Below are 26,777 nucleotides of genomic sequence, written 5' to 3' on the forward strand. Positions count from 1 at the left end.
ACACGCCAAATACTGGTTGGTCTAGAAAATAGCCGTGTTGGTATAGACTAATCCCGAGAATATCAATTATGTTTTTATATGGCGTTAGTAACAGATAGTTTTGCTGAAAAGATTAACAAAAGAAGAGATATCGAATTATGAAAAATAAATTAAAAGTCCTTTTAGGTTTAGGTGTTTTTATAGGTCTATTTGTAAGCTGCAGTAGCGATGATGATGACGAAGAGCGTGGAAACTGGATAGAACGCTCAATTTTTGATGGTGTTCCAAGAAGTAATGCAGCTAGTTTTGTGATAGACAATTTAGGGTACATGGGTACTGGATATGATGGTGACGATTACTTAAACGATTTTTGGCAATATAACATTGAAGGAAACTATTGGTCTCAAAAGGCAAATTTCCCTGGTAGCGAACGTAGTTCTGCTTCTGGAATGGAAATTGACGGCGATGGTTACATTGGTGTTGGTTATGATGGTTTAGATGAATTAAGCGATTTTTACAAATATGATGTTGCTTCAAACTCATGGTCTCAAATAGCAGACTTTGGCGGTGGCGTTAGGCGTGCAGCTGTAAGTTTTGGTGTTAGCGGTAATGGTTATGTTGGCACAGGTTATGATGGTGATAACGATTTAAAAGATTTTTGGAAATATACTCCTGGAACTGATACATGGAGCGAACTTGTAGGTTTTGGCGGCGATAAAAGAAGAGATGCAACAACCTTTACTATAGACGATAAAGTTTACCTAGGTACAGGGGTTAGCAACGGTGCTTATAAAACAGATTTCTGGGTGTTCGATCCTACAACTGAAGTTTGGTCTAGCTTAACCGATTTAGACGATGACGATGATTACAATGTAGTACGCTCTAACGCTGTAGGTTTCAGTATGAGCGGATTAGGATATATTGCTACCGGTTATTACGGTGGTGCCATGACCTCTATTTGGGAGTACGACCCTATCAATGACGATTGGGAAGAAATTACAAACCTAGAAGCTACTGCAAGACAAGACGCTGTTGCTTTTTCTACAGGAAGCCGTGCTTTTGTAAGCTTAGGAAAAACAGGTACTTTGTACTTAGATGATACATTCGAAGTGTTCCCTCAGGATGATTATGATGATGAAGATTAATAGCAAATTTTATATCATCCATTAATTAAATTCCAAAGTAATTTGTTCATTATTTAAGAGCAATTACTTTGGTTTTTCTTGTTTAAAAAAAATATAAATAATGTTTAGAAGAAAAATAATATTAGTTTTAGTGGTAGCTTTGGTGCTAACTAGTGGATTGTATATGGCTAATTCCGATATATTTAAAGCATCTAACCCTTATAAGACTGAAGTTTTTAAAGTTGAAAATGGTTTTGGATATCAAATAAATTATAATTCGAAATTACTCATTAAACAAGAATACATTCCGGCCGTTCAATTAAACAAAACGTTTTGCACAGAGCAAGATGCAAATAGTGTGGCTCAATTGGTTAGTGAAAAACTAAATAATAAAGAAAATCCACAGATAACGCTAGAAAACTTAAACCAGTTAAACATAGCACTTAACTGCAACAATTAAATGGAAACAACAGTACAATCTTCTTTTTTTGGCGTAAAGAGCCGGAAACAAATTATACTTCATATCTCTATATGGACCATTTTTGTTTTTATGCATTTAATTCAGGCCAGACCGGGAGAAGATTTAATAAACTTCAGCAATAGCTCTCTTTTTGTAATAAACATTATTTTATTTTACCTCAACTATTTAATATTAGTTCCTAAATTATTACTTCATAAAAAAACAGGTTTATATATTTTTTGTGCTATTGTTTTTATTGCTTTTTTCACCTTCTTGTTTAGAGAACTAAACTATGAATTTAACAAGAGTTATAATATTTTCGATAGAGGACCTATGCCCAATAGAGGCCCAAGGTCCAAACATTTTTTATGGGGACTCAAAGGCGCCATGATCGCTATTAACAGCTTTTTAATATTAGCGATTGGTACTGTAATTAGAATGTATACCGAATGGAGTAGCAACGAGATAACTACAAAACAAATAGAGGCGCAAAAATCATCATCGGAATTACATTTTCTGAAAAATCAAATTAGCCCTCACTTTCTATTTAACTCTTTAAACAGTATCTATTCGCTTACTACAAAAAAATCTAACGACGCTCCAGAAGCTGTTATTACACTTTCTGAATTGTTGAGATATATGTTGTACCAAACCAATCAAGATTTTGTTTTATTAAGTAACGAACTCGATTATGTTCAAAATTATTTAAAACTTCAGCGTTTACGTATTGCCAACAATGAACACGTTACTATAAACATTCACGGTGGAATAAACAGCCAAAAAATAAGACCACTTTTACTTATTTCTTTTATAGAAAACGCTTTTAAATATGGTACCGATTTTAAAGGACACACTAAAATTAAAATTGAAATTTATGTTAAAGATGATGAACTTCAATTTACATGTATTAACTTGATAGGCAGTAGAAAGAACGATAAAACTAGTTCTGGAATTGGATTGCAAAACACAAAAGACCGCTTGAGTTTACTATACCCAGATAGTCATTGGTTAACTATTAAAGAAATCGATAATGAGTTTGTTGTAAATTTGACGTTAAAACTCTAGTAAAACTATTTAAGATGAAGTGTGTAATTATAGATGACGAGCCTCTAGCTATTGATGTAGTAGAATCTTATGTGCAGCAAGTTGGCGGTATAGAAATTGTCGCAAAGTGCACAAACCCACTAGAAGCTATTATTCTTTTGAACAAACACCAAGTAGATTTAGTGTTTTTAGATATTGAAATGCCAAACTTAACCGGTATCGATCTTGTAAAAGCTATAGACAATATGCCGCAATTTATATTCACAACGGCATATCCAGAATACGCTTTAGATGGTTTTAACTTAAATGCTACAGATTATTTAGTAAAACCAATTCCATTTCATAGATTTTTAAAAGCCATTTCTCGTGCAAAAGAAAAGTATGAGCTAGAGAATAAAGTAGTTGTAAGCCCGCAAGTAACAGAAACAGCAGCACCTATTGCAGTTGATAATTTTATTTTCGTTAAATCGGAATATGAAAACATTAAAATAAATATAGACACTATTGTTTATTTACAAGGCTTAAAAGATTACATTAAAATTTACACCTCAGATACTCAAAAACCGATATTAACCTTATCTAGTTTTAAGGACATATTAGATAAACTTCCTCCGTCAAAATTTATAAGAGTTCATAAATCTTACGTTGTGAGCATAGAACACATAAAAGCTATTCAAAAATCTAAAATTTTGGTGGCAGACATGCGTATTCCTGTTGGAGAAACTTATAAGGATACCGTTATGAAACGATTGGGTGTTTAATTAGCGATTCACACTCCTTATTAAACAACTTTAAAACCTAAACACACTTATTTAGAGCTTAACTGCACTGTCTATATTCTATAGCGCGACAATGTTTACTAACGGAAGTAAAACCCGCTTACATAACCTCTTTTACAATCCACTTAAAAAGCATACTATTTTTAAATATTGTGCATAAAAAAAGCCTTATCTAATAAAAGATAAGGCTTTTGTACTGAAGACGGGACTTGAACCCGTACGTCCTAATGGACATTGGATTTTAAGTCCAACGTGTCTACCAATTCCACCACTTCAGCATTGGAATATTTTAAGGCAAAAATTCTCAGAGCGAAAGACGGGATTTGAACCCGCGACCCCCACCTTGGCAAGGTGATGCTCTACCCCTGAGCTACTTTCGCAGTCTTTTAATGAACGAGCAATATTGCTATTGCGGTTGCAAATTTAAGACTTTTATTGGATTACCAAAGCCTTTTTCAAAAAAAAATTAAAAAACTTTCTAAACCTGCTTTTTCTTCACCAGCATTCGCTTAATTTCATTCAGTTTCATAAGCGCTTCTACCGGTGTAAGTGTATCAATATCAATATCTAATATTTCGTCTTTTATATTTTCCAGTAATGGGTCGTCTAAATTAAAAAAACTGAGCTGCATATCGTCTTGCATCGATTTTACTTTATTTGTGAGTTCTTCACTAGAATGCGACTTCTCTAATTTCTCTAAAATTTTATTCGCACGGTGTAAAACTTGTTGTGGCATACCTGCCATTTTTGCCACATGTATTCCAAAACTATGCGCACTTCCGCCTTCAACTAGCTTTCTCAAGAAAAGTACATTGTCTTTTAATTCTTTTACAGAAACATTAAAGTTTTTAATACGTCCAAAAGTTTCTGTCATTTCATTCAACTCATGGTAATGTGTTGCAAATAACGTTTTAGGTTTTGCCGGATGCTCGTGCAAGTATTCACTAATAGCCCAAGCAATAGAAATACCATCGTATGTACTTGTACCACGTCCAATTTCATCTAAAAGCACCAAACTACGTTCAGATATGTTATTTAGGATAGACGCCGTTTCGTTCATCTCTACCATAAAAGTAGATTCGCCCATCGAAATATTATCACTAGCACCTACTCTAGTAAATATTTTATCTACCAAACCTATTCTAGCTTCTTTTGCTGGCACAAAACTCCCCATTTGAGCCAAAAGCACAATAAGTGCTGTTTGACGTAAAATAGCCGACTTACCAGACATGTTAGGCCCCGTAATCATGATAAGTTGTTGTGTGGTTCTATCTAAAAACACATCGTTGGCAATATAAGCTTCACCAATAGGCAATTGTTTCTCAATTACGGGGTGGCGACCTTCCTTAATTTCTAAATCGTGAGACTCATCTATTACAGGATAGATGTAACTATTATCTTTTGCTAATTGCGCAAAACCACATAAACAATCTATTTGCCCTATTAAAAAAGCGTTTTGTTGGACAGCCTTTATATATTGATTCATCCAACTTACCAATTCAGCAAATAGTTTTTGCTCAATGGCTTGTATTTTATCTTCGGCACCTAAAATTTTGGCTTCGTATTCTTTTAACTCCTCAGTAATATAACGTTCTGCATTTACCAAGGTTTGTTTTCTAATCCATTCTTCTGGCACTTTATCCTTATGTGTATTTCGCACCTCTATATAGTAACCAAACACATTGTTTGATGCTATTTTAAGCGATGTAATACCGGTACGCTCACTTTCGCGGGCCAACATACCGTTTAAATAATCTTTTCCAGAAGTAGAAAGCGCTCGTAACTCATCTAGTTCTTGAGAAAAACCTTGAGCAATACTATTTCCTTTTAAAACATTTACAGGAGCCTCTTCATTTAGAGTTTCTATAATTTTAGCACGAAGCACTTCGCAACTCTGCAACGTATCTCCTATAATTTTCAACGATTCGTTATCGCAATTGGTAGCCAACGTTTTTATTGGTACAATAGCTTCTAATGAATTTTTAAGTTGAATAACCTCGCGCGGATTCACTTTAGTTGTAGCCACTTTAGAAATTAAGCGCTCTAAATCTCCAATTCCTTTTATATGGTTTTGAATGGTTTGCAACGTAATATCTTCTGTTTTTAAAAACTTAACCACCTCATGGCGCTGTTTTATTTTTGCCACGTTTTTTAATGGCAAAGCCAACCAACGTTTTAAAAGCCTACCACCCATTGGTGAAATAGTTTTATCTATAACATTTAAAAGGGTTACGGCATTATTATTTGTAGAATTATAAAGTTCTAAATTACGAATGGTAAAACGATCCATCCACACATAATCATCTTCCGCAATACGCGAAATAGATGTAATATGCTGTAGTTTATGGTGCTGCGTTTCTCCTAAATAATGCAAAATAGAACCCGAAGCAATAATCCCTTCGTACAAATCTTCTATACCAAAACCTTTTAATGTTTTAGTATCAAAGTGTTTTATTAAGGTTTCGTAGGCGTAATCGGTTTGGTATACCCAATCTTCTAAATAAAAGGTATGAAAATCTTCTCCAAAGGTTTCATTAAACTTAGCGCGCTTTTGTTTAGAAACTAAAACTTCACTTGGGTTAAAATTTTGAAGTAATTTATCGATATACTCCGCATTACCTTGCGATGTTAAAAACTCACCGGTAGAAATATCTAAAAACGAAATTCCTATATATTTTTTATCAAAATAAACCGAACATAAAAAATTGTTCGATTTAGACACTAAAACCTCATCGTTTAAAGCCACACCAGGTGTTACCAACTCGGTTACACCACGCTTTACAATATTTTTGGTTTGCTTTGGATCTTCGAGCTGGTCGCAAATAGCAACACGCTCGCCAGCCTTAACCAATTTAGGTAAATAGGTGTTTAATGAATGGTGCGGAAAACCAGCCAATTCAATCTCGCTTTCGCTACCTGCACCACGCTTGGTTAAAATAATACCTAAAATCCCTGCTGTTTTTACAGCATCGGAACCAAAGGTTTCGTAAAAATCGCCCACTCTAAACAGCAACAAAGCATCAGGATATTTAGCCTTGATGGCGTTGTACTGTTTCATTAACGGTGTTACTTTTTTACTTTTTGTTGCCAATGGTTTTCTGTTTTAGTAAGTTTGCTAAAGTAACTATTATTCTATTTTTTTTGAAGTTGAAACCATAGAAGTTATTGCTATTTGTTCACAAATTCACGAATATTATTTATTAAACCGAATATTAGAACGGAGTAAGCACACAACAGTGGCGCGTTAGGGATTAAACGGCCTGTTTGAGCTCTTTTTGTGTGGTTGCACCTATGCAACACAAAAAAGCGAGTAGTGCAAGCCCGACCCTTGGGGAACGCCAAAAGAAATAAACACGTTAAATTAGACAGGTTTTCGCTTTCGCGGAAATAAAAAACATATAAGTACCATGCGTAAATTAAAAAATAACGAACTAGACAGGCTGAGTGTTGATGCTTTTAAGGAGGCTAAAAAAACACCAATTATTATTATTCTAGATAATATTAGAAGCTTAAATAATATTGGTTCGGTGTTTAGAACCAGTGATGCCTTTTTGATTGAGAAAATTTACCTCTGCGGTATTACAGCAACGCCACCACATAAGGACATCCATAAAACGGCACTTGGAAGCACGGATACCGTAGCTTGGGAACACGTTGAAAACACCATGGATTTGGTTGAAAAACTTAAAGCCGATAAAGTAAAAATCTGTTCCATTGAGCAAGCTGAAAATGCAACCATGCTTAACAATTTTACTCCAGAGGAGAATACGAAATACGCACTTGTTTTTGGTAACGAAGTTAAGGGTGTAGCACAAAATGTGGTTAGCGCTAGTGATGTGGTTATTGAGATTCCACAGTACGGCACAAAACACTCTTTGAATATTTCTGTGAGTTGTGGTGTTGTTGTTTGGGATATATTTAGTAAATTGGTAAACCAATTTAACTAACAATGAAAATTAATTTAAAATTATCCATTTTAGCAGCTCTTCTTTTCGCTGCTGCTGCAGTTTACGCGCAAGAAATCCCTATCAAACATCTTGATATGGAAATGCAAGAAAACCAGCAAGAACAAAGTAAAAACATTTTAACCGACGAGATTGACGGTGTCACTACCGAACACATTACCATTAATAGCGATATTACCCAAAAGGTAGATATTAATGACACGCACAAAACCATTTATTTATTTATAACTGGTAATGCAACATTAACTTCTGGTGGTAAAACTTACGAGATTGTACCAGAAACTATTATGTTACCGAACAATGTTGACGATATTGCATTTAAAGCTGATGAGAACGAAACACTACATTACCTTAAAATATCGGTTTTACAAACAGAATTAGACCTTGTAGATATTAAAACGTTCCCGAAAGAAAATGTAGATAATATTTATTTTAAACAATTTACAGATTGCGAATCGTACACGGAACCTATTAAGAGTCCGCAAACTACAAGTAGAACTATATTACCTAACAAGTACATACCAAGAGTGGCTATGGGAACAGTTAGAACTATTGGCCCGGACAAAGTTGGTGCGCACGTACACGGTATGCTAGAGCAATTATTTTTAGGTCTTACGGACAACAACAGTGTTGTTTATGCCGATGAAGCTCAGGTTGATTTTCCTGAATACTCTTTATTACACATTCCAAGAGGTTCAAGCCACTCAGTAAGTGTAGAAGCGGATAATGAAATGTATTATGTTTGGATGGATTTCTTTGTTGATAAAGACGGAGAAGCCTGGCTAGAAACACATAACAAGGAAGAAAAATAAAAACTTCTTTTTTAAAATTAAACACATAGTGCAAACTAAGTTTTTGAAAACCTACTTTATTAAGGGTTTACTAAAATTTAGTTTGCATTTTTGTTATAATGAAACCTGAAAAACATTAAAGAGGTGACAAAAAAAGCTAAAAAACCATGGCCAACTAAAGATGCCATGAATCAGATTTACGAATTAAACCTTTGGGGTGGTAGTGAATTCGATTTCTATTCCGGATCTGGCTCTCACGATCCTGATATTATAAATCCGTATTTAGATGTTTTAACTGCTTTTTTAGAATCACATAACAGAACTTTAACAGTCTGCGATTTAGGTTGTGGTGATTTTAATATTGGCAAACAGCTTACTCAATTCACAAAAAAATATATTGCCGCAGATATTGTAGAAAACCTTATTGAAAGAAATAAACAAATATACCAAGCTGATAATTTAGAATTCCATTGTCTAGATATTGCTAAAGACGAACTCCCAACGGGTGACTGTATTATTCTTCGCCAAGTATTACAGCATTTATCTAACTTAGAAATAACAAATGCGGTTAAAAAACTAGAAAACTATAAGTATATTATTTTAACGGAACATATACCTCTAGATCCATTTATTCCGAATAAAGATATCATTTCCGGGCAAGGTATCAGGTTGAAACAAAATAGTGGTGTTAACTTATTAGAAGCGCCTTTTAATTTGAAAGTTAATAACGAAACCTTGCTTAATGAGTACACTTTGGATAATGAGAAAGGACGAATTGTAACGAAGTTATATGAAGTGTTTTAATTAAAAAACGGAGTTTGTTTTTTTTCAAAATACAGTTTCATCACCTAAATACTAAGGTGTTTTACAAAAATCAACGCTGATAAATTTCTTCATTCTCAAGATATCATAAAATATACACTCTTAGAAGATAACGAAACCCAAGAAAAGCATTAACTTCTAAATTACTCATACACAATTGTTAACAAATCAATCACTCATCTAACAAGAACAAATACTTAAATAGAGTAAAATATTCAACAAAATTTAACTAAGAATTTTCTTCATTTTAAATAATTAAACATCTACTTTAGCCTTCGTTTTATTTAAAACATTAATCATGTTGATTAACTTTTAAGTTAATCCTAAAGCAAAAGTGGAATCCAGAAACCACTTAAAAAAACGGGGCGAAATCCGAAAAGCCTTAAGAGTAGGACCAAATTTAAATTAAAATTATGTTAAAAAAAGCCAAATCACTAATCGCTATGCTAGCAGTAGCAGCAGTAATGACTAGTTGTTCTGTTACCTTACCAGTAAACGCTACAAGTAACAGTGTTGGTAGTAAAGTTGGAACAGCAAAAGCAACTGGTTACTTAGGATTTTTATTTTTCAATCAAGATGCTAGTATCCGTACTGCAGCTAAAAATGCTGGAATTTCAAAAATATCTACTGTTGACGTAAAATCAAGTAATATTCTTGGATTAATTGTAAGCTATGAAACTATCGTAACAGGAGAATAGATTTACCCTAATTCATGGTGCTATAATCTAATAGCACCATGAATTTAATTAGATATAAATGACAAAAACTCTTACTGCTATATTTTGCTTATTGTTTATAACCTCATGTTCAAACAATAACAAAAACGAAATACCCCTATTTAATAACATAGTAATAAAAAAAGCTACGGGAGAATCTGAAAAACCTTTAAACCAACTTATTTCTAACAGTCATAAGGAAAATTTAAATTACAAAAGCATACAAATCCCTTTATACAGGTACTTAAACAGTAAAAATTACAAAATTTTTATTGGCTTACCTTACAATACTACTATTGAAAAAATGATTGCTACCGAATTAAAAAACAAAACTGACAACACAATTTATTTTGAACAAGATTCGATTTCATTTATTAAACAAATCAAAAAAGACGATAATTACGCAACAACCTATGTAACTAAAATTGAGGACAACTCGATAATTTACTTTTGCGGAGTATCTAAATCAAAAAAAACATCTGACTCTTTATTTAATAAAGTTGAGTTTTCTAAAAGAATAATAAACAAAAACTAATGCTGATTACTAAAAAAATTCCTGCTATTAAAAAAAGTAACGTTATATTAAAAAAATATTTCTTACTCCTTTTTTGTTTTATTTCTCTAATATCTTGTGTTAGCGTAAAGCCAACAAGTTCTAAATCTGCAAAAAATTTATATGAAACTTTTTTCACAGGAGAAGAAGGAACTCAATATTTTATAAAACCCTTAAAATTTGAAAGTAATTCTAGCGACCTACTATATTTAGACATAACTTTCAAACATAAAAAAATAATAAAAGATTCTGGAACCTTAAATTTTTCTGTACTGAATAACAATGCCTTTAATGATATTGATAGCCTAATAATAACTAATGGTGAAACCCCCAAAACTATAAAGGATATAAATTTCCTTTTCTCAGAAAAAACAAATAAAGAGTATAAGTCAAGATTTTCAGGTAAACTACCACTAGAACAAGTAAAATCTTTGTTTATAAATCCAAACTGGAAACTTACTCTTTACAAGAAAGAAAACAAGACCGAATTTATCGCTTCTAAAAAATCAAAAAAATCAATTGGAAAGTTATATTCAGATATTTTTAACATATTCTAGATACTCTACTCACAAATTCCACCCAAAACCCAAAGGTAATCACTTCTATTTGCAACAAAATCTCGATTAGAAATATCGATAATTTTTACATTAACATTCTTCTGGCTTTTTAAGAACTCTAAATAACCGGAATTGATTTTTATCAACAAATTCTATATATTTTTAAAAAGAAGTAAAAAGAACACCCCAAAAACCGTTAATACAGAAATACTTATCAATTCAATTAAGTACTTACTGAAAAAAGTTCTATTTTTATTGAAAACCTAATTAAAACGCAAAGACATCAAAAAATCAACTTTGATATATGTATGATAAGCGTTCTTACTTTATAGGCTCAACTTTATTAACAATGACACCTAGAATTTATGGCTGATAAAAATCCAGAATCAGAACGTTTAGCAACTCCTAACAACTACAAAAACTGGAAAAACTGGGGGCCATATTTAGCCGAAAGGCAATGGGGAACTGTTAGAGAAGACTATAGTGAACATGGGGAATCGTGGGAATTTATCGATCATGAAAAAGCCAGAAGTAACGCCTATAGATGGGGAGAAGAAGGCATAGGTGGTTTTTGCGATGCCAAAGAAATTTTATGTTTAGCTCCTGCATTTTGGAATGGGCAAGACACCATTTTAAAAGAACGGTTGTTCGGCCTTACCAACAACCAAGGAAACCACGGAGAAGACGTTAAGGAACTTTATTTTCATCAAGTATCTACACCAACACATTCATACAACAAATACCTCTACAAGTATCCGCATTGCAAATTTCCTTACGGTGATTTGGTAAAGGGAAATAGAAAAAGTCGAGACGAAGATGAGTATGAAATATTAGATACAGGTTGCTTTAAAGACAACGCTTATTTTGATTGCTTTATTGAATACGCGAAAGGTGACATCGAAGACATTTTAATGAAAGTCACTGTTGTAAATAGAGGTTCGAAAACTGCCGACATTCATGTATTACCTCATTTATGGTTTAGAAATGTATGGAAACACAATAAAAAATTTGAACGTCCAATTATAAAATCTACAAAAGAAGGCTGTGCACAATCTAGCAGCAGTAGAAATGGAGAATATTATTTGTATCATGAAAACGGGAAGCCTTTATATTGTGAAAACGAAACCAATAACGAACTTATCTATAATGTAAAAAATGAAGTTCCTTATGTTAAAGATGGTATTCACGAACACGTTGTAAATAAAAAAAACACTGTAAACCCAAAAAATACGGGTTCTAAAATGGCCGTTTGGCATAAGTTTAGCTTAAAAGCTGGCGAAGAAAAAAGTATTAAAATACGCCTTAGCAAAAATGAATTAAATAATCCGTGGGAAGCGTTTGATTCTATTTTTGAACTAAGAAAAGCAGAATGTGAAGAATTTTATGCTGATATAATAAAAAAAGATTTACCCGAAGCAAGACAAGACCTTGCTAAAAAAGCTTTTTCAGGATTATTATGGACTAAGCAGTTTTATTATTTTGATGTTTTTAAATGGCTTTTTGGTGGTCCTGGAGAAAACAAACCGAATAGAACGAACATGCGGAATTATAGTTGGCAACACCTTACCAATAGACATATTATTTCTATGCCCGACAAATGGGAATACCCTTGGTATGCCGCTTGGGATTTAGCTTTCCATATGGCCTCGTTTGTAGAAATCGACCCCTATTTCGCCAAAGACCAATTACTGTTGGTATTGCAGGAAAACTACATGCATCCTAACGGTCAAATCCCTGCTTACGAATGGAACTTTAGCGATGTTAACCCGCCTGTACACAGTTATGCTGTATGGAAAGTATATGAAAAGGATAAACAAAAAACAGGAAAAGGAGATCTTGAATTTTTAGAAAAAGCATTCCAAAAACTTATGATTAACTACACATGGTGGGTTAACCAAAAAGACAAAAACGGAACAGATCTATTTGAAGGCGGCTTTTTAGGCTTAGATAACATTGGTGTTTTCGACAGAAACCACATGCCAGAAGGTATCACAAGAATGCAACAAGCAGATGCTACCAGCTGGATGGCCATGTTCTCTATTAATATGCTGCGCATGTCTCTTGAACTTGCTAAAAACAATAAAGTTTACGAAGAACCTGCTGTTAAGTTTTTTAGACATTTTTTGAATATCGCTTGGGCCATGCACCATATTGGGAAAAAAGATATTTCACTTTGGGATGATGATGATAATTTCTATTACGATGTGGTTGAAATGGATAACGGCAGAACCGAACGACTAAGAGTTCGTTCTTTAGTAGGTGTTATCCCCATGTTTGCAGTAGAAATTATTAACAAAGATTTATTTGAAGAATTAAAAGAGTTTAGAAGAAGAGCAAATAATATTATAAAAACACGACCAGATTTAGCTTCTCTAATTTCGAACTTAGAAAAAGCCAACAAAGACGGAAACTTCATGTTTTCTATTATGCGAGGCTTTAGATTAGAACACTTATTAAAACGTTTACTGGATGAAGACGAATTTCTATCAGATTTCGGAATTCGGTCGCTTTCAAAATATCATGAAAAACATCCTTTCGTATTTAACCACAATGGACACCACCAAATTCAATATGAGCCTGGAGAAAGCCGCTCTAACATGTTTGGAGGCAACTCAAATTGGCGTGGACCGATTTGGATGCCTTTAAATTACATGATTATTCAATCGTTACGTAAATATTATGAATTTTATGGCGATGAATATACTTATGAATTTCCAACAGGTTCGGGAAATAAACTTAATTTAAAGCAAATTGCAAATGAACTAACTAAAAGATTAATAAAACTTTTTGAACCTAATGAAGATGGCAAATATCAATACCACTCTGATGACCCTGATAAGGTTTTTACAAAAGACGAACATTTTAAAAAGGAACACTTTTTCTATGAGTTTTTTGATGGCAACACAGGCAGAGGACTAGGAGCATCGCATCAAACAGGATGGACATCACTTATTGCAAATTTAATTATGGAAATGGACGAGGATTAACTTCTGTTTTCTCCATATAATCTTACACCTACTCCATTAAGACATCTTGTAAAACGAGAATTTTAATGGAGTAGTTATTTTATTTACTCTCCGCAAATTTCACCTAAAACCCAAAGGTAATCACTTCTATTTGCAACAAAATCTCGATTAGAAATATCGATAATTTTCACATTAAAATTTTTCTGACTTTTTAAGAACTCTAAATAACCCGAGTTAATTTTTTCAAGATAATCGTCTGCTATATTTTGTTCGTAATCGCGTCCGCGTTTTTTAATATTTTGCTGTAAACGCTCAGTATTTTGATATAAATAAATGTATAGTTCCGGCTTTGGGATATCTTTATACATTAAATAAAACAACTTCCGGTACAAACCATACTCGTCGTTATTTAAGGTGATTTTAGAAAAAATAAGCGATTTAAAAACATCGTAATCGCTCACTACAAATTGCTTAAACAAATCGAGTTGTGCCAAATCTTCCGAGATTTGCTGATATCTATCAGCTAAAAAAGACATTTCTAAAGTAAAAGCATAACGCTGCGCATCACTGTAAAACTTAGGTAAAAACGGATTATCCGCAAAACCCTCCATTAGCAATCTTGCATTAAAATCTTGCGCTATTTTATTAGCCAAACTGGTTTTACCTGCACCAATATTTCCTTCAATAGCGATATAATTGTATTTAGAAAAACCGAGCGATTTAGTTGGGTTTTTTAACCAAATATTAATGGGCTCCAAAACCGAATCATCTTTACAAGCTGCCAATAACTCAGCTACTGTTTTTCCAAGTTTAGCATGTTTCACTTTTGCAGCAACATCGTTAAGCGGTAATAAAACAAACTTTCGTTTTTGCATTTCCGGGTGCGGCACCTGCAAAGTTTCGGTGTTTATTATTTCATCTTCAACTAAAACAATATCTAAATCTATTATTCGAGCTTCGTAAGTATCTTTTAATTTTCGTGTTCTTCCTAAATCGGTTTCAATAGTTAACAACAGATCTAGAACATGTTGCGGCTCTAAATCACTCTCTAAAACCAAACAACAATTTAAAAAATCTTCACTTTCAAAACCAAAAGCAGGCGATTTGTACACTTTGGAAATCAATCTAATACTACCTATCTGTTGATAAATAGCATCTACGGCATTTTGTAAATTTTTAAATTTATCGCCTTTATTACTTCCTAATGCAATATGAAATGTTCTTGGTTTCGTCATAAGTATCGGCAAAATAATGAAAACTAAATGGTTTCATTGTATATTTACACGAGGTATTTATTCACAACTTTATATGACTTTAAAAGACAAACTCGCTGCCCAACGAATTTACATGCTTTTGGGAGCCTTATTTATTACCTCTTTAGTAGTTTCTAATCTTATTTTTCAGAAGTTTTTTTACTGGCATCCTTTTGATGTTGAAATTTTTGGATCTAAACTTTTTGAAGTTTCTGTTGGCATACTACCCTACCCTATTACTTTTTTAATCACCGATTTAATAAGTGAAATTTATGGAAAAAAGCGCGCCAACCAAATTGTGACAGCCGGAATTTTCGCTTCATTTTTCTCACTTTTAATTGTTTACGTTTCTAGCATAGTTCCCGCAACATCATGGTCTCCGGTAAAAGACAACATGTTTAACACCGTATTTGGCAATACCGTTTTAGCTGTTTTTGCAAGCATGATGGCTTATTTATTTGCTCAATTTATAGATATTCAAATTTATCATTTCTGGAAACAACTCACAAAAGGCAAGCACTTATGGCTTCGGAACAATTTTTCAACCTTCTTATCTCAATTTGTTGATACCTTTACCGTAGTTGGATTGCTTTGTATTTTCGAAATTATTGCCTGGGATCGCTTTTTAGGTTTACTACTAAGTGGTTTTCTATTCAAAGTAATTATTGCATTTTTAGATACTCCTTTTTTATATTTAGGCGTATTTTTGTTTAGAAAACGATTCAATTTAAAAATAAACCAAGAAATAGATTTACTTTAGAATTGCGTTAAAATTAACTTAAACCCACCCTTAATTTCATCCCCCAATTCATTTTTTACGTAAATATTTTTATAAACAGCTTATTATGAAGAAAGTTTTAAAAATCACCGGTTTCACTATACTTACCGTACTTATATTATTAATCGCGATTCCTTTTGTTTTCCAAGGAAAAATTCAAGGCATTGTAAAACAATTTATAAATGATAATGTAAATGCTCAAGTAGAATTTAGCGATGTAAGCCTAAGCTTTATCCGTAGCTTTCCTGAGGCCCACGTTGGTATAAACGATTTTGTTATTACCAATTTCGAACCTTTTAAAGGCGATACTCTAGTAGCAGCAAAATCTATTGCGTTTACCGTGTCTATCCCTGAATTATTTAAAACAGCAGGTGAAGAGCCTATTGTTGTGAATAGCATTTTTGTAGATGAAGCAATGATTACTTTAAAAACCAATACAGAAGGACAAACCAATTACGATATTGCCAAAGCTAGCGAAACTGAAACAACAACAGACACGACTGGCAGCAGTTTTACTTTCAGCATAGACGAATACAGCATAAAAAATAGTGGTTTTGATTATATAGATGAAAGTTCTAAAATGATGATGCAAATCTCAGAGCTAAACCATACCGGAAGCGGAACTTTTTCGGGAGAAACATCGGAACTCGATACTGAAACAGAAGCCAATGTTAGCTTCACCATGGACGGCACAAATTACCTAAACCATAATGCCATAAAACTTGATGCTTTAATAGATTTAGACTTAACAAATAGCAAATACACTTTTAAAGAAAACAAAGGCTACATCAATAAATTACCAATAGAATTTGATGGTTTTGTTCAATTATTAGATGAAGGTCAGAATATCGATTTAACATTTAAAAACCCAGAATCTGATTTCAAAAATTTCTTAGCCTTAATTCCAGAAACGTATTCAGGCAGTTTAGATGGCGTACAAACTAGTGGAGACTTCACTATTAATGGTATTGTAAAAGGTATTAATTCTGATAAAACCATTCCTAAATTAGATATTAATATCGCCTCGAACAATGCGTCTTTTAAATATCCCGATTTACCAAAAAGCGTAACAAACATTGTAATTAACACTTCTATAAAAAACACAACAGGCTTTTTAGACGACACATTTGTTGATATAAAAACCTTGAACTTTAAAATAGACGACGATGTTTTTAAATCGTCTGCCAGCATAAAAAACATAACTAAAAACATGCTTGTAAGTGCCAATTTAGACGGTGTTTTAAACTTAGCTAATATCACAAAAGCATACCCTGTTGAATTGTCAAGTCCGCTTACAGGTATTTTAAAAGCAAAATTAAGCACGGCTTTTGATATGAATGCGATTGAAACTAATGCCTTTGAACGCATTAAAAGTAACGGAACTGCTAGCCTTAGTAATTTTGTATATACTTCTGAAGATATGGCAAACCCTCTAGAAATTTCAGAAGCAGATTTAACCTTTAATCCTCAAACCGTTTCACTAAATCACTTTAAAGCAAAAACAGGTGAAAGTGATTTAAATGCTAGCGGAACTATAAACAACTTACTAGGTTTTGTACTTAGTGATACTACACTAAAAGGTAATTTCGATTTAAATTCGAACCTTTTTAAAATGAGTGATTTTATGTCGGAAAGCGAAACAGCATCAACCGAAACAAAAACACAAACTCCAACAGAATCGGAAGCCTTAAAAATCCCTGCTTTTTTAGATTGCACTATAAACGCCAATGCTAAAACCGTAATTTATGATAATTTAACCTTAACCGATGTTAAAGGGAAGTTATTAATAAAAGATGAAGCTGCAACGTTAAGCAACGTATCATCAAGTATTTTTGATGGAGCGCTTTCAATCTCGGGAGACGTTTCAACCAAAACAGAAACACCTACATTTAATTTTAATTTAGGCGCTAACGATTTCGATATTTCAAAATCGTTTAAAGGTTTAGAATTACTTCAAAACTTAGCTCCTATTGCCAAAATTTTACAAGGAAAACTAAACACAACTATTAATTTATCAGGAAGTTTAGATAAAGATTTTGCTCCAAATTTAAGTACTGTTTCGGGTAATGCACTAGCCGAATTATTAACAACAAACCTATCCGAAAACGAAAGTGGCCTTTTAAGTAAACTTGAAAGCTCATTAAGCTTTATAGATTTTAGCAAACTCGATTTAAAAGATCTAAAAACCAAGTTAGAATTTGCCAATGGGCAAGTAAGCGTAAAGCCTTTCGATTTAAAATATAAAGATATTGCCATCACCGTTTCTGGTGCTCATGGTTTTGATCGAAAATTAAATTACAACGCTATTTTTAATGTGCCAGCAAAATACCTCGGCTCAGATATTACAGCGCTTATTAGCAAAATTGATAGCGAAGAGGCTAACAACATTACCATTCCGGTTACTGCAAATATTGGTGGGTCTTACACAAGTCCGACTGTAAAAACCGATTTAACAAGTGGTGTTACCAACCTAACAAAGCAACTTGTTGAAATTGAAAAACAAAAACTCCTTAATAAAGGTAAAGACAAAGTTACGGACCTAATTGGCGGTATTATTAGTGGTAATAAAACAAAAACAGACTCTACTAAAACAGAACAAACCAATGCAGTTAAAGATGTTTTAGGAGGTATTCTTGGTAACAAAACAACTAAAACAGATTCTACTCAAACCACACCTACCAATAACACTACAAATGCTGTAAAAAATGTACTTGGTGGTTTCTTAAAGAAAAAGACAAAGGATACGGTTAAATAATTTTGAGCAACAAAAATAAACTTTCAATAATTATTGAAAGTTCAGAAATATTGTATATATTTGCTGTATGGAATACCAAGAAGCAAAAGATAAGTTTATTAGCACATGGGGAAGTTTAGGCACACTTTGGGGCATAAACAAAGCTATGGCGCAAATACAATCTTTGCTTTTTATTTCTACTAAACCCTTATCCATGGAAGAAATTATGGCAGAACTTAAAATCTCCCGTGGTAATACAAGTATGAATTTGCGCCAACTTATGGATTGGGGTATTGTAACAAAAGAGCTTATTCCAGGAGAACGTAAAGAGTATTTTTCTACTGAAAAAGATGTACAAGAACTTGCTAGACATATTGCAAAAGAACGTAGCCGTCGTGAAATAAAACCTGTTATTAAAGTTTTAAAAGATGTATCCTCGATAAAAGATGATGGCACAGAAAAAACAAGAGAACTGATTAAACAAACCAAAGCTTTGCATGATTTAGCTGAAACTGCCGATGCGATGATGAATAAAATTGTAAACCAAGAACAAACTTGGATCACTAAATCTTTATTGAAACTCATCAAATAAAAAAAATTTAAATAATACTTTCAGTAATTTCTGAAAGTTTAAAATGTTTAGAAAATGAATTATAATCTTCTTACATATAGTATTTACCTCCCCATCATCTTTTTTATCATGATAAAAATTGGTTGGTTGTTTTACACGCACGGAGAAATATACCTCATTCATTTATTTCAACAAAACACCCAACTGGTAAAAAGCATAAACAACATTTTACTTATTGGCTACTATCTAACTAACCTTGGTTATGCCATTTTCTCAATTGCATATTGGGAACAATTAAATTCAATAATTCAAATTATTAACTCGCTAAGCTATCGCTTGGGCATCATTATTCTCGGGTTAGCCATTTTACACTACAACAATGTTTTTTGGCTCACCTTTCTTGTAAAATCAAAATCAATATATCATGGAAAATTCTAAAATTATTATCGCTTACTTAATCTATTTACCAATTGTTATCGCCTTAACAATCTACGTTTCCAAAATGTTATTTAAAAATGGAAAACTCTTTATGATTGATATTTTTAAAGGCAAAGAAGATATCGCATTGGCAACAAACAAATTATTCGAAATAGGCTTTTACCTTATTAATATAGGTTGGGCTATGTTAATTCTGAAAATAACTTATCAGGCACACGAAAGCCTTACTTATCAATCAATCATTGAAATATTAAGTAAAAAGATAGGTTCTTTTTCTATTTATTTAGGCGTGATGCTGTTCTTAAATTTACATTTCTTTTTTAGAGGAAGAAGCAAATCTAGACAATCTTTAAAGGCTAACACTAAAGTTCAACTTCAATAACTAAACCTATGACAACTGCAACCATTAATTTAGACAAAAGCCCAGAAACGAACCGTATAGAGATGATTGATTTCTATAACGAAGCTACTGAAGATTACGAGTTTTGGAGTAAAGATTTCAACATGCACTTTGGGTATTTTATTCCTTTCAAAACAAATCCCTTCAAGAGAGATTCTATGTTAAACGAAATGAATAATCAAGTAATAAAAAGATTGAACTTAACCAATGAAAAAGCCTCATTAATAGATATGGGCTGCGGTATGGGAGGCACCATGCGTTATGCTTTAAAAAATAAAAAAAACTTATCTGCTTTTGGAGTCACCCTATCAGAATTTCAAATGCAGCAAGGTAATATGCTTCTTAAAAATTATAAAGGAAACATTTTAAAAGAAAATTATAACAACACATCATTTTCTTCAAACACATTCCATGCGGCCTTAGCTATAGAAAGCTTTTGCCATTCTGGACATAGTGATAAATCTATTAAAGAAGCTTATCGCGTTTTAAAACCAAATGGAAGATTGGTCATTGCCGACGCTTTCTTAAAAAAAGAAGCTTCAACCTTTCAAAATACCAGCAAGTTTGCTTACAAAAGCCTTTGTGATCATTGGAGTTTAGAAAAATTAGAAACTATCGAAAACATGGTTAACAAGCTAACAGAGCAAGGTTTTAAAGACATTAAAATAGAAAACACATCATTTAAAGTTGCGCCTTCTGTTTTACACGTTCCTTTTGCGATAACAGGTTTCATCTTTAAAAAATTATTCGCATCAAAAACATTAAAACGAGAAAGCTTGCATAACCTAAAAGGATCGTTTTACGCCTTACTTTCTGGATTACATTTTAAAAGCTTTGGTTATTACATTATTAGCTGCACCAAATAATATATTCATTTTTTTACCTTATTTTTGGTGAAAATTGTACACTATGCCCAAACACGAAATACATCCCGATAAATGGATCGATTTATACGCAGATTACTTGTTTAATTACACAGTAACCCGAGTAAGCGATAGAGAAATCGCTCAAGATTTGGTGCAAGACACATTTTTGGCAGGGTTAAAATCAATGAAAAACTTTAAAGGAGAAGCAAGTGAACGTACTTGGTTGATTTCTATTTTAAAACGAAAAATCATTGATCATTATCGAAAAATAAATTCAAATAAAGGAAAAGCAGAAGTTAGAATTCAATATAACGATGCAGAATCTGAAGGCGATTGGCTTGAAGAACGTGTTGCCGACCCGTTCGACAAAACAGCCGAAGACAGCATGCAAAACAGTGAGTTAGGCGACGCTATACATAATTGCTTAAGCAAATTACCAAAGAAACAGGCCAACGTTTTTAAAATGAAAACAGTACTTAATTATGAAACTGAGGTGATTTGTAATGAACTTAATATCACTGCGTCTAACCTATGGGTAATTATCCATCGAGCACGAACTGCTATGGCCGATTGCTTAAAAGAAAATTGGTTTTAATTATGAGTAAAAAAACAAACATATTCATGGCTTGCGATGAAGCAAACCACGTTTGCAACAAATCGCAATATAAAGAAGCTTCTTTATTAGAAAAGATAAAGTTAAACTTCCATTTAATATACTGTAAAGCCTGTAGAGGTTATTCTAAAAACAATGCCAAGTTAACTAAACGTATTGAAGCTGCTGAGCTAGAATGCTTAGACCCGAAGTGTAAAGAAGACATGAAAAAGGATTTAGAAAAAGCTTTAAAAGAGCAGTTACACTAGTTAAAAAACAGCATAAGTACTAGCCAAAAAACAGGCAGAGCTTCTACCCAAAAAGAAGCATAATAAATACTTTGTTTTTTGCTAGACCACAATAAAAGCACTGCTGTAAATATCGATAATATTAGTAATACCATTATTTTTATTTGATGCGTTTCATCTTTAAAAAACTCTAATAAAAAAAACACTACTAACAGAACCATACCCATTAACTTGGTTCCTTTAATACCTATTTTTTGAGGTACGGTAGATAGTTTTAAACTATCGTATTGTAAATCTCTAATTTCAAAAGGTAGCATAAGTACCAACACATAAAGGTAGCGTTGTATAGCCGTTATAATCACGTCGGCATCTACTGTATATTTATTTTCCATTATAGGAAGACACACTGTTACACCCATCCAAACTAAGCCAATTAAGTAAATTTTAAGACCACCGATACTGCGCAGGTTATTTTGTTGATCCAAAAACAAACGCTTTGGCAAAAACGGAATTGCATACAAAAAAGTAACTACTCCAAACCCGGCAATACCAAATAAGGTAAAAAAGCTAAGTTGCAAACCATAATAACACATTAAAATAAAAGCAAAAAACGAAAAAATCTGAATAGCTTTTAACCAACTTGCGAGACCTCGATGATGAAATTTGGCTACTCCAAAATATTTAACAAAGTTATATCCGGTTATTGACGCATAAAACACAAAGCAAAGCACATTTTTTTCATAAGAAAAACCGAACTCTAAAAGTGTAACATAAGTAAGCGCATACACAGACAAAGCCACGTGAATACTGCTATTCAAATAGAAATTAAAAAATTGCTTTAAGAGCCTCATGCCGTAAAAATAAACAAACTGTTGATAACACATGTAAATGGTTAAAAACTTTCTCCTTTCTTCCATAATAAACATCAATTATTATTTATTTTTGCGAAATCTATAACAAATTGTAACTGTAATGAATACAAACGCTTTCGCTTTGCGTCATATTGGTCCTAGAGCAGATGATCAAAATAAAATGTTAACAACCATTGGTGCCGATTCTTTAGATCAGCTTATATACGAAACCATTCCAGATGATATTCGTTTAAAAAAAGGTTTAAATTTAGACGAACCGATGACAGAACATGAGTATTTACTTCACATTCATGAGTTATCTAAAAAAAACAAAGCCTATAAAACTTATATTGGTTTAGGCTACCATCCTAATATTTTACCTGCAGTAATTCAGCGTAACATATTAGAAAACCCAGGTTGGTATACAGCTTACACTCCTTACCAAGCAGAAATTGCTCAAGGTAGATTAGAAGCGCTTTTAAATTACCAAACCATGGTTATTGATTTAACAGGAATGGAAATTGCAAACGCATCTTTGCTTGATGAAAGTACAGCTGCGGCTGAAGCCATGAGTTTACTATTTGCAGTTAGAGAACGTGACCAGAAGAAAGCAGGAGTAAATAAGTTTTTTGTTTCAGAAAACATATTACCACAAACACTGTCTTTACTACAAACAAGATCGAACCCAATTGGTATTGAACTTGTTGTTGGTGCAGAAGAAGATTTTGATTTTTCCGATGCCTTTTTTGGTGCTATTTTACAATACCCAGGGAAAGATGGTCAAATTACCGATATCAAATCTTTTATTTCAAAAGCAAATGATAACAGAATAAAAGTAGCCGTTGCTGCCGATATTTTAAGCTTAGTAAAACTAGAAGCTCCAGGTAAATTTGGTGCAGATGTTGTTCTTGGAACTACACAACGTTTCGGAATCCCAATGGGCTACGGAGGTCCTCATGCGGCTTACTTTGCCACTAAAGAAGCTTACAAACGTGATCTTCCAGGTCGTATTATTGGCGTTACTAAAGATGCTAATGGCAACCGCGCTTTACGTATGGCTTTGCAAACACGCGAGCAACATATTAAGCGAGACAAAGCAACATCAAACATATGTACAGCACAAGTACTTTTAGCTGTTATGGCAAGTATGTATGCCGTTTATCATGGTCCAAAAGGCTTAACGCATATTGCTAACAAAGTACATAACAAAACCGCTATGTTGGCTGGAGCGTTAGAAAAATTAGGTTACAAACAAGTTAACTCTTCTTATTTCGATACACTTCAAATAAAAACGAAAGCAAAAAAAATAAAGAAAGTAGCCACCGAGAAAAAGGTGAACTTATACTACCCAGATAAAAAAACAGTTACTATTTCTATAAACGAAACCACTTCAATTAGAGATATAAACTATTTAATTTCTGTTTTCGCTAAGGCTGCAGACAAAAAAACTATTAAAATTTCTTCTATTGAATCTTCAAATAATATTGAAGAAACTATTCAGCGTCAATCGGAATTTCTAACTAGTGATATTTTCAATACACATCATTCAGAAACCGAATTAATGCGTTATATAAAATTACTAGAGCGTAAAGATTTATCATTAAATCACTCTATGATTTCTTTAGGTTCTTGTACTATGAAACTTAATGCTGCCGCGGAAATGTTACCGTTAAGTATTTTTAAATGGGCAAACATTCACCCATTTGTTCCTGCTAAACAAGCCAAAGGTTATTTAACAGTAATTAAAGAACTAGAAGATCAACTTACCGAAATCACTGGCTTTGCAGCAACATCGCTACAACCAAATTCTGGTGCCCAAGGTGAATTTGCTGGTTTAATGGTTATAAAAGCATATCACGAATCTCGTAACGATCATCATAGAAACATTTGTTTAATACCATCTTCTGCACACGGAACAAACCCTGCAAGTGCTGTTATGGCTGGCATGAAAGTGGTTGTAACAAAATCTACAGCAGATGGAAATATTGATGTAGACGATTTACGCGAAAAAGCAGAATTACATAAGGATAATTTATCTTGCTTAATGGTTACTTACCCATCTACACATGGTGTTTACGAATCGGCTATTAAGGAAATCACACAACTTATTCACGATAACGGCGGACAAGTTTATATGGATGGTGCAAACATGAACGCACAAGTAGGTTTAACAAATCCAGGTAATATTGGTGCCGATGTTTGTCACTTAAACTTACACAAAACCTTTGCTATCCCTCATGGAGGTGGTGGTCCAGGTGTTGGTCCAATTTGTGTTGCCAAACAACTTGTACCATTTTTACCAGGAAACCCTGTTGTTAAAACAGGTGGAAAAAATGCCATTACTGCTATTTCTGCTGCACCTTTTGGTTCTGCCTTAGCTTGTTTAATTTCTTACGGTTATATTAAAATGTTAGGTGCAGAAGGTTTAACAGAATCGACTAGAATCGCCATTTTAAACGCTAATTACATCAAACAACGTTTACAAGGTAATTTCGATACATTATATTCTGGAGAACGCGGACGTGCAGCTCACGAAATGATTGTAGATTGTCGCCCATTTAAAGCAAACGGCATTGAGGTTAGTGACATCGCAAAACGTTTAATGGATTATGGTTTCCATGCTCCAACAGTTTCTTTTCCAGTTGCAGGAACATTAATGATTGAACCTACAGAAAGTGAAAGCAAAGCTGAAATTGATCGTTTTTGTGACGCTATGATCTCAATAAAAAGAGAAATAGACAGTGTATCTAAAGACGATGATAACAACGTTTTAAAAAATGCACCACACACATTAGATATGATTACGGCAGACGAATGGATTTTTCCTTACTCGCGCGAAACAGCAGCATTTCCGCTAGATTACGTAAGAGAAAACAAATTCTGGCCAAGCGTTCGTCGTGTAGATGATGCTTACGGTGACCGTAATTTAATATGTTCTTGTACGCCTATAGAGGCTTATATGGAGGCATAAACACCCTTTGAACATCGTAAAATAAGAGAAAATAATTTATATATTTTTTAATAAGATTTTATATTGCCGATATATAAACCATATCGGCAATTTTATGTCTTTTTCGTTATTGAATTAACTCAAAATTGAATGACACTTTTTGGTTTTATATAACTAAAAAAAATACGCAAGCCTTAAAACTACTGTGTGTTTTTCTAAAGAAATGGAGATGTAAAAAGGACTTCTTATTGCAGTCCTTTTCAATTAAGAAGTAGTAGCATATGAATATTAAAATCACCGGAACAGGAAGCTATATTCCTGATAATGTTGAAAAAAACGAAAATTTTCACAGTAACGAATTTTTAAATAGTGATGGTACCGTTATAAACGCTCCCAACGAAGTTATCGTTAGGAAATTTAAGGCCATTACAGGTATCGATGAACGTCGTTATGCCAAGAATCACTTAAACACATCAGACCTAGCCTCTTTCGCGGCAGAAAAAGCCATTGAAAGCGCTAAAATTAATCGAGAAGATCTAGACTATATTATCGTCGCTCATAATTATGGCGATGTCCGTCATGATAGCATCCAGAGTGATACCGTACCAAGTATGGCCTCTCGTGTTAAACATTTATTACGCATAAAAAGCCCAAACTGTGTTGCCTACGATTTACTTTTTGGTTGCCCAGGCTGGATACAAGGTGTTATACAAGCTCATGCTTTTATTACAGCTGGTATTGCTAAAAAATGCTTAGTTATTGGCGCAGAAACGTTATCTAGAATTCTAGATCCGCACGATCGTGACTCTATGATTTATGGTGATGGCGCTGGAGCTGTTGTTATTGAAGCTACCACTGAAGAAGGTGGTATTATCAATCATAAATCTGCTACATATTCTTTAGACGAAGCACATTACATTTATTTTGGAGAAACCAACAATCCTGAAATAAAAGAAGACCGTCGCTATATAAAAATGTATGGTCGTAAAATTTACGAATTTGCATTAACAAACGTACCACTAGCCATGAAATCGTGTTTAGATGAAGCTGGTATAGACATAAAAGAAGTAAAAAAAGTACTTATACACCAAGCCAACGAGAAAATGGACGAGGCGATTGTAAAACGCTTCTACAAACTCTATAATTTAGAGATGCCAGAAGGTGTTATGCCAATGTCTATTGCTAAATTAGGGAATTCTAGTGTGGCTACTGTACCTACATTATTCGATATTATCTTAAAAGGTCAATTGGAAAATCAAGAAATTAATAAAGGTGATATCATTCTTTTTGCTAGTGTTGGTGCTGGTATGAATATTAATGCTATTGTTTATAAACATTAA

Annotated in this window: 23 protein-coding genes, 2 tRNA genes and 1 pseudogene; 20 read left to right on the forward strand and 6 right to left on the reverse strand. The window is 33.2% G+C overall.

Annotated features, from left to right (window positions below; genetic code table 11):
• Positions 1 to 137: 137 nt before the first annotated feature.
• The 4 genes from V6246_RS08080 to V6246_RS08095 all read left to right on the forward strand — a co-directional run bounded on the left by V6246_RS08080 (position 138) and on the right by V6246_RS08095 (position 3,368).
• The gene (locus tag V6246_RS08080; protein WP_159018446.1) at positions 138 to 1,124 is read left to right on the forward strand and encodes a Kelch repeat-containing protein; all 987 of its coding nucleotides are present in this window, start codon (positions 138 to 140) and stop codon (positions 1,122 to 1,124) included.
• A 100-nt stretch (positions 1,125 to 1,224) separates the two neighbouring features.
• Complete coding sequence (locus V6246_RS08085) at positions 1,225 to 1,563, forward strand: DUF4907 domain-containing protein (RefSeq protein ID WP_341559946.1); 339 nt, start codon at positions 1,225 to 1,227, stop codon at positions 1,561 to 1,563.
• Entirely contained in the window at positions 1,564 to 2,628 is a 1,065-nt protein-coding gene (locus tag V6246_RS08090) for a sensor histidine kinase (RefSeq protein ID WP_341559947.1), read from the forward strand.
• A gap of 14 nt (positions 2,629 to 2,642) precedes the next feature.
• Complete coding sequence (locus tag V6246_RS08095) at positions 2,643 to 3,368, forward strand: LytR/AlgR family response regulator transcription factor (RefSeq protein WP_341559948.1); 726 nt, start codon at positions 2,643 to 2,645, stop codon at positions 3,366 to 3,368.
• Positions 3,369 to 3,580: 212 nt separating this feature from the next.
• Here the strand turns inward: V6246_RS08095 and V6246_RS08100 are convergent.
• The 3 genes from V6246_RS08100 to mutS all read right to left on the reverse strand — a co-directional run bounded on the left by V6246_RS08100 (position 3,581) and on the right by mutS (position 6,477).
• Positions 3,581 to 3,664, reverse strand: a tRNA-Leu gene (locus V6246_RS08100).
• A gap of 30 nt (positions 3,665 to 3,694) precedes the next feature.
• Positions 3,695 to 3,766, reverse strand: a tRNA-Gly gene (locus V6246_RS08105).
• Positions 3,767 to 3,864: 98 nt separating this feature from the next.
• The gene (gene mutS, locus V6246_RS08110) at positions 3,865 to 6,477 is read right to left on the reverse strand and encodes a DNA mismatch repair protein MutS (protein ID WP_341559949.1); all 2,613 of its coding nucleotides are present in this window, start codon (positions 6,475 to 6,477) and stop codon (positions 3,865 to 3,867) included.
• Positions 6,478 to 6,793: 316 nt separating this feature from the next.
• Here mutS and V6246_RS08115 point away from each other — a divergent pair, with 316 nt between their 5' ends.
• The 6 genes from V6246_RS08115 to V6246_RS08140 all read left to right on the forward strand — a co-directional run bounded on the left by V6246_RS08115 (position 6,794) and on the right by V6246_RS08140 (position 10,790).
• Entirely contained in the window at positions 6,794 to 7,333 is a 540-nt protein-coding gene (locus V6246_RS08115; RefSeq protein ID WP_341559950.1) for an RNA methyltransferase, read from the forward strand.
• Positions 7,334 to 7,335: 2 nt separating this feature from the next.
• Entirely contained in the window at positions 7,336 to 8,163 is an 828-nt protein-coding gene (locus V6246_RS08120) for a cupin domain-containing protein (RefSeq protein ID WP_341559951.1), read from the forward strand.
• Positions 8,164 to 8,286: 123 nt separating this feature from the next.
• Entirely contained in the window at positions 8,287 to 8,946 is a 660-nt protein-coding gene (locus V6246_RS08125) for a class I SAM-dependent methyltransferase (protein ID WP_341559952.1), read from the forward strand.
• A 461-nt stretch (positions 8,947 to 9,407) separates the two neighbouring features.
• Positions 9,408 to 9,662 carry a TRL-like family protein gene (locus V6246_RS08130; protein WP_341559953.1) on the forward strand — a complete coding sequence of 85 codons (255 nt, stop codon included), beginning with the start codon at positions 9,408 to 9,410 and terminating at the stop codon, positions 9,660 to 9,662.
• Positions 9,663 to 9,720: 58 nt separating this feature from the next.
• Positions 9,721 to 10,215 (forward strand): hypothetical protein, encoded by a 495-nt coding sequence (locus V6246_RS08135; RefSeq protein ID WP_341559954.1) that lies wholly within the window; start codon positions 9,721 to 9,723, stop codon positions 10,213 to 10,215.
• Positions 10,215 to 10,790: a hypothetical protein gene (locus tag V6246_RS08140; RefSeq protein WP_341559955.1), complete on the forward strand. Its 576-nt coding sequence runs from the start codon at positions 10,215 to 10,217 to the stop codon at positions 10,788 to 10,790. The genes V6246_RS08135 and V6246_RS08140 overlap by 1 nt, the downstream gene beginning before the upstream one ends.
• Before the next feature lie 5 nt (positions 10,791 to 10,795).
• Here V6246_RS08140 and V6246_RS08145 read toward each other — a convergent pair.
• A pseudogene (locus tag V6246_RS08145) lies at positions 10,796 to 10,936 on the reverse strand (2-amino-4-hydroxy-6-hydroxymethyldihydropteridine diphosphokinase); the annotation flags it as partial.
• 219 nt (positions 10,937 to 11,155) lie between these two features.
• Here V6246_RS08145 and V6246_RS08150 point away from each other — a divergent pair.
• The gene (locus V6246_RS08150) at positions 11,156 to 13,777 is read left to right on the forward strand and encodes an MGH1-like glycoside hydrolase domain-containing protein (protein WP_341559956.1); all 2,622 of its coding nucleotides are present in this window, start codon (positions 11,156 to 11,158) and stop codon (positions 13,775 to 13,777) included.
• Between the two features lie 83 nt (positions 13,778 to 13,860).
• On the opposite strand, the gene folK is transcribed toward V6246_RS08150, so the two are convergent.
• Positions 13,861 to 14,991 (reverse strand): 2-amino-4-hydroxy-6-hydroxymethyldihydropteridine diphosphokinase, encoded by a 1,131-nt coding sequence (gene folK / locus V6246_RS08155; protein WP_341559957.1) that lies wholly within the window; start codon positions 14,989 to 14,991, stop codon positions 13,861 to 13,863.
• A gap of 73 nt (positions 14,992 to 15,064) precedes the next feature.
• Between folK and V6246_RS08160 the strand changes: the two genes are divergently transcribed.
• From V6246_RS08160 to V6246_RS08190, 7 genes are all read left to right on the forward strand, one after another.
• Positions 15,065 to 15,769: a queuosine precursor transporter gene (locus V6246_RS08160; RefSeq protein WP_341559958.1), complete on the forward strand. Its 705-nt coding sequence runs from the start codon at positions 15,065 to 15,067 to the stop codon at positions 15,767 to 15,769.
• 85 nt (positions 15,770 to 15,854) lie between these two features.
• Positions 15,855 to 18,542: an AsmA-like C-terminal region-containing protein gene (locus V6246_RS08165; RefSeq protein WP_341559959.1), complete on the forward strand. Its 2,688-nt coding sequence runs from the start codon at positions 15,855 to 15,857 to the stop codon at positions 18,540 to 18,542.
• A 67-nt stretch (positions 18,543 to 18,609) separates the two neighbouring features.
• Entirely contained in the window at positions 18,610 to 19,113 is a 504-nt protein-coding gene (locus V6246_RS08170) for a GbsR/MarR family transcriptional regulator (protein ID WP_042502621.1), read from the forward strand.
• A gap of 403 nt (positions 19,114 to 19,516) precedes the next feature.
• On the forward strand, positions 19,517 to 19,912 hold the full coding sequence (locus tag V6246_RS08175; protein WP_341559960.1) for a hypothetical protein: 396 nt from the start codon (positions 19,517 to 19,519) through the stop codon (positions 19,910 to 19,912).
• 8 nt (positions 19,913 to 19,920) lie between these two features.
• Positions 19,921 to 20,796 (forward strand): methyltransferase domain-containing protein, encoded by an 876-nt coding sequence (locus V6246_RS08180; RefSeq protein ID WP_341559961.1) that lies wholly within the window; start codon positions 19,921 to 19,923, stop codon positions 20,794 to 20,796.
• 43 nt (positions 20,797 to 20,839) lie between these two features.
• Positions 20,840 to 21,391 carry a sigma-70 family RNA polymerase sigma factor gene (locus V6246_RS08185; RefSeq protein WP_133967295.1) on the forward strand — a complete coding sequence of 184 codons (552 nt, stop codon included), beginning with the start codon at positions 20,840 to 20,842 and terminating at the stop codon, positions 21,389 to 21,391.
• A 2-nt stretch (positions 21,392 to 21,393) separates the two neighbouring features.
• On the forward strand, positions 21,394 to 21,657 hold the full coding sequence (locus V6246_RS08190) for a hypothetical protein (protein WP_341559962.1): 264 nt from the start codon (positions 21,394 to 21,396) through the stop codon (positions 21,655 to 21,657).
• Here the strand turns inward: V6246_RS08190 and V6246_RS08195 are convergent.
• The gene (locus V6246_RS08195) at positions 21,654 to 22,454 is read right to left on the reverse strand and encodes a hypothetical protein (protein WP_341559963.1); all 801 of its coding nucleotides are present in this window, start codon (positions 22,452 to 22,454) and stop codon (positions 21,654 to 21,656) included. The two genes, V6246_RS08190 and V6246_RS08195, sit on opposite strands and share 4 nt — an antisense overlap.
• Before the next feature lie 154 nt (positions 22,455 to 22,608).
• Between V6246_RS08195 and gcvP the strand changes: the two genes are divergently transcribed.
• A complete protein-coding gene (gene gcvP, locus V6246_RS08200; protein ID WP_341559964.1) occupies positions 22,609 to 25,458 on the forward strand; it encodes an aminomethyl-transferring glycine dehydrogenase in 2,850 nt (949 codons plus the stop codon).
• Positions 25,459 to 25,718: 260 nt separating this feature from the next.
• On the forward strand, positions 25,719 to 26,777 hold the full coding sequence (locus V6246_RS08205; RefSeq protein ID WP_159018462.1) for a 3-oxoacyl-ACP synthase III family protein: 1,059 nt from the start codon (positions 25,719 to 25,721) through the stop codon (positions 26,775 to 26,777).

It is taken from the genome of Algibacter sp. TI.3.09 (assembly GCF_038154905.1).
Lineage (GTDB): Bacteria > Bacteroidota > Bacteroidia > Flavobacteriales > Flavobacteriaceae > Algibacter.

What these genes read in the sequence shown, in the direction of transcription:
- V6246_RS08080 (WP_159018446.1), top strand. Translation starts at nt 138, where the DNA reads ATGAAAAATAAATTAAAAGTCCTTTTAGGTTTAGGTGTTTTTATAGGT.
- V6246_RS08085 (WP_341559946.1), top strand. Translation starts at nt 1,225, where the DNA reads ATGTTTAGAAGAAAAATAATATTAGTTTTAGTGGTAGCTTTGGTGCTA.
- V6246_RS08090 (WP_341559947.1), top strand. Translation starts at nt 1,564, where the DNA reads ATGGAAACAACAGTACAATCTTCTTTTTTTGGCGTAAAGAGCCGGAAA.
- V6246_RS08095 (WP_341559948.1), top strand. Translation starts at nt 2,643, where the DNA reads ATGAAGTGTGTAATTATAGATGACGAGCCTCTAGCTATTGATGTAGTA.
- V6246_RS08115 (WP_341559950.1), top strand. Translation starts at nt 6,794, where the DNA reads ATGCGTAAATTAAAAAATAACGAACTAGACAGGCTGAGTGTTGATGCT.
- V6246_RS08120 (WP_341559951.1), top strand. Translation starts at nt 7,336, where the DNA reads ATGAAAATTAATTTAAAATTATCCATTTTAGCAGCTCTTCTTTTCGCT.
- V6246_RS08130 (WP_341559953.1), top strand. Translation starts at nt 9,408, where the DNA reads ATGCTAGCAGTAGCAGCAGTAATGACTAGTTGTTCTGTTACCTTACCA.
- V6246_RS08135 (WP_341559954.1), top strand. Translation starts at nt 9,721, where the DNA reads ATGACAAAAACTCTTACTGCTATATTTTGCTTATTGTTTATAACCTCA.
- V6246_RS08140 (WP_341559955.1), top strand. Translation starts at nt 10,215, where the DNA reads ATGCTGATTACTAAAAAAATTCCTGCTATTAAAAAAAGTAACGTTATA.
- V6246_RS08150 (WP_341559956.1), top strand. Translation starts at nt 11,156, where the DNA reads ATGGCTGATAAAAATCCAGAATCAGAACGTTTAGCAACTCCTAACAAC.
- folK (WP_341559957.1), bottom strand. Translation starts at nt 14,991, where the DNA reads ATGACGAAACCAAGAACATTTCATATTGCATTAGGAAGTAATAAAGGC.
- V6246_RS08160 (WP_341559958.1), top strand. Translation starts at nt 15,065, where the DNA reads ATGACTTTAAAAGACAAACTCGCTGCCCAACGAATTTACATGCTTTTG.
- V6246_RS08165 (WP_341559959.1), top strand. Translation starts at nt 15,855, where the DNA reads ATGAAGAAAGTTTTAAAAATCACCGGTTTCACTATACTTACCGTACTT.
- V6246_RS08170 (WP_042502621.1), top strand. Translation starts at nt 18,610, where the DNA reads ATGGAATACCAAGAAGCAAAAGATAAGTTTATTAGCACATGGGGAAGT.
- V6246_RS08175 (WP_341559960.1), top strand. Translation starts at nt 19,517, where the DNA reads ATGGAAAATTCTAAAATTATTATCGCTTACTTAATCTATTTACCAATT.
- V6246_RS08180 (WP_341559961.1), top strand. Translation starts at nt 19,921, where the DNA reads ATGACAACTGCAACCATTAATTTAGACAAAAGCCCAGAAACGAACCGT.
- V6246_RS08185 (WP_133967295.1), top strand. Translation starts at nt 20,840, where the DNA reads ATGCCCAAACACGAAATACATCCCGATAAATGGATCGATTTATACGCA.
- V6246_RS08190 (WP_341559962.1), top strand. Translation starts at nt 21,394, where the DNA reads ATGAGTAAAAAAACAAACATATTCATGGCTTGCGATGAAGCAAACCAC.
- gcvP (WP_341559964.1), top strand. Translation starts at nt 22,609, where the DNA reads ATGAATACAAACGCTTTCGCTTTGCGTCATATTGGTCCTAGAGCAGAT.
- V6246_RS08205 (WP_159018462.1), top strand. Translation starts at nt 25,719, where the DNA reads ATGAATATTAAAATCACCGGAACAGGAAGCTATATTCCTGATAATGTT.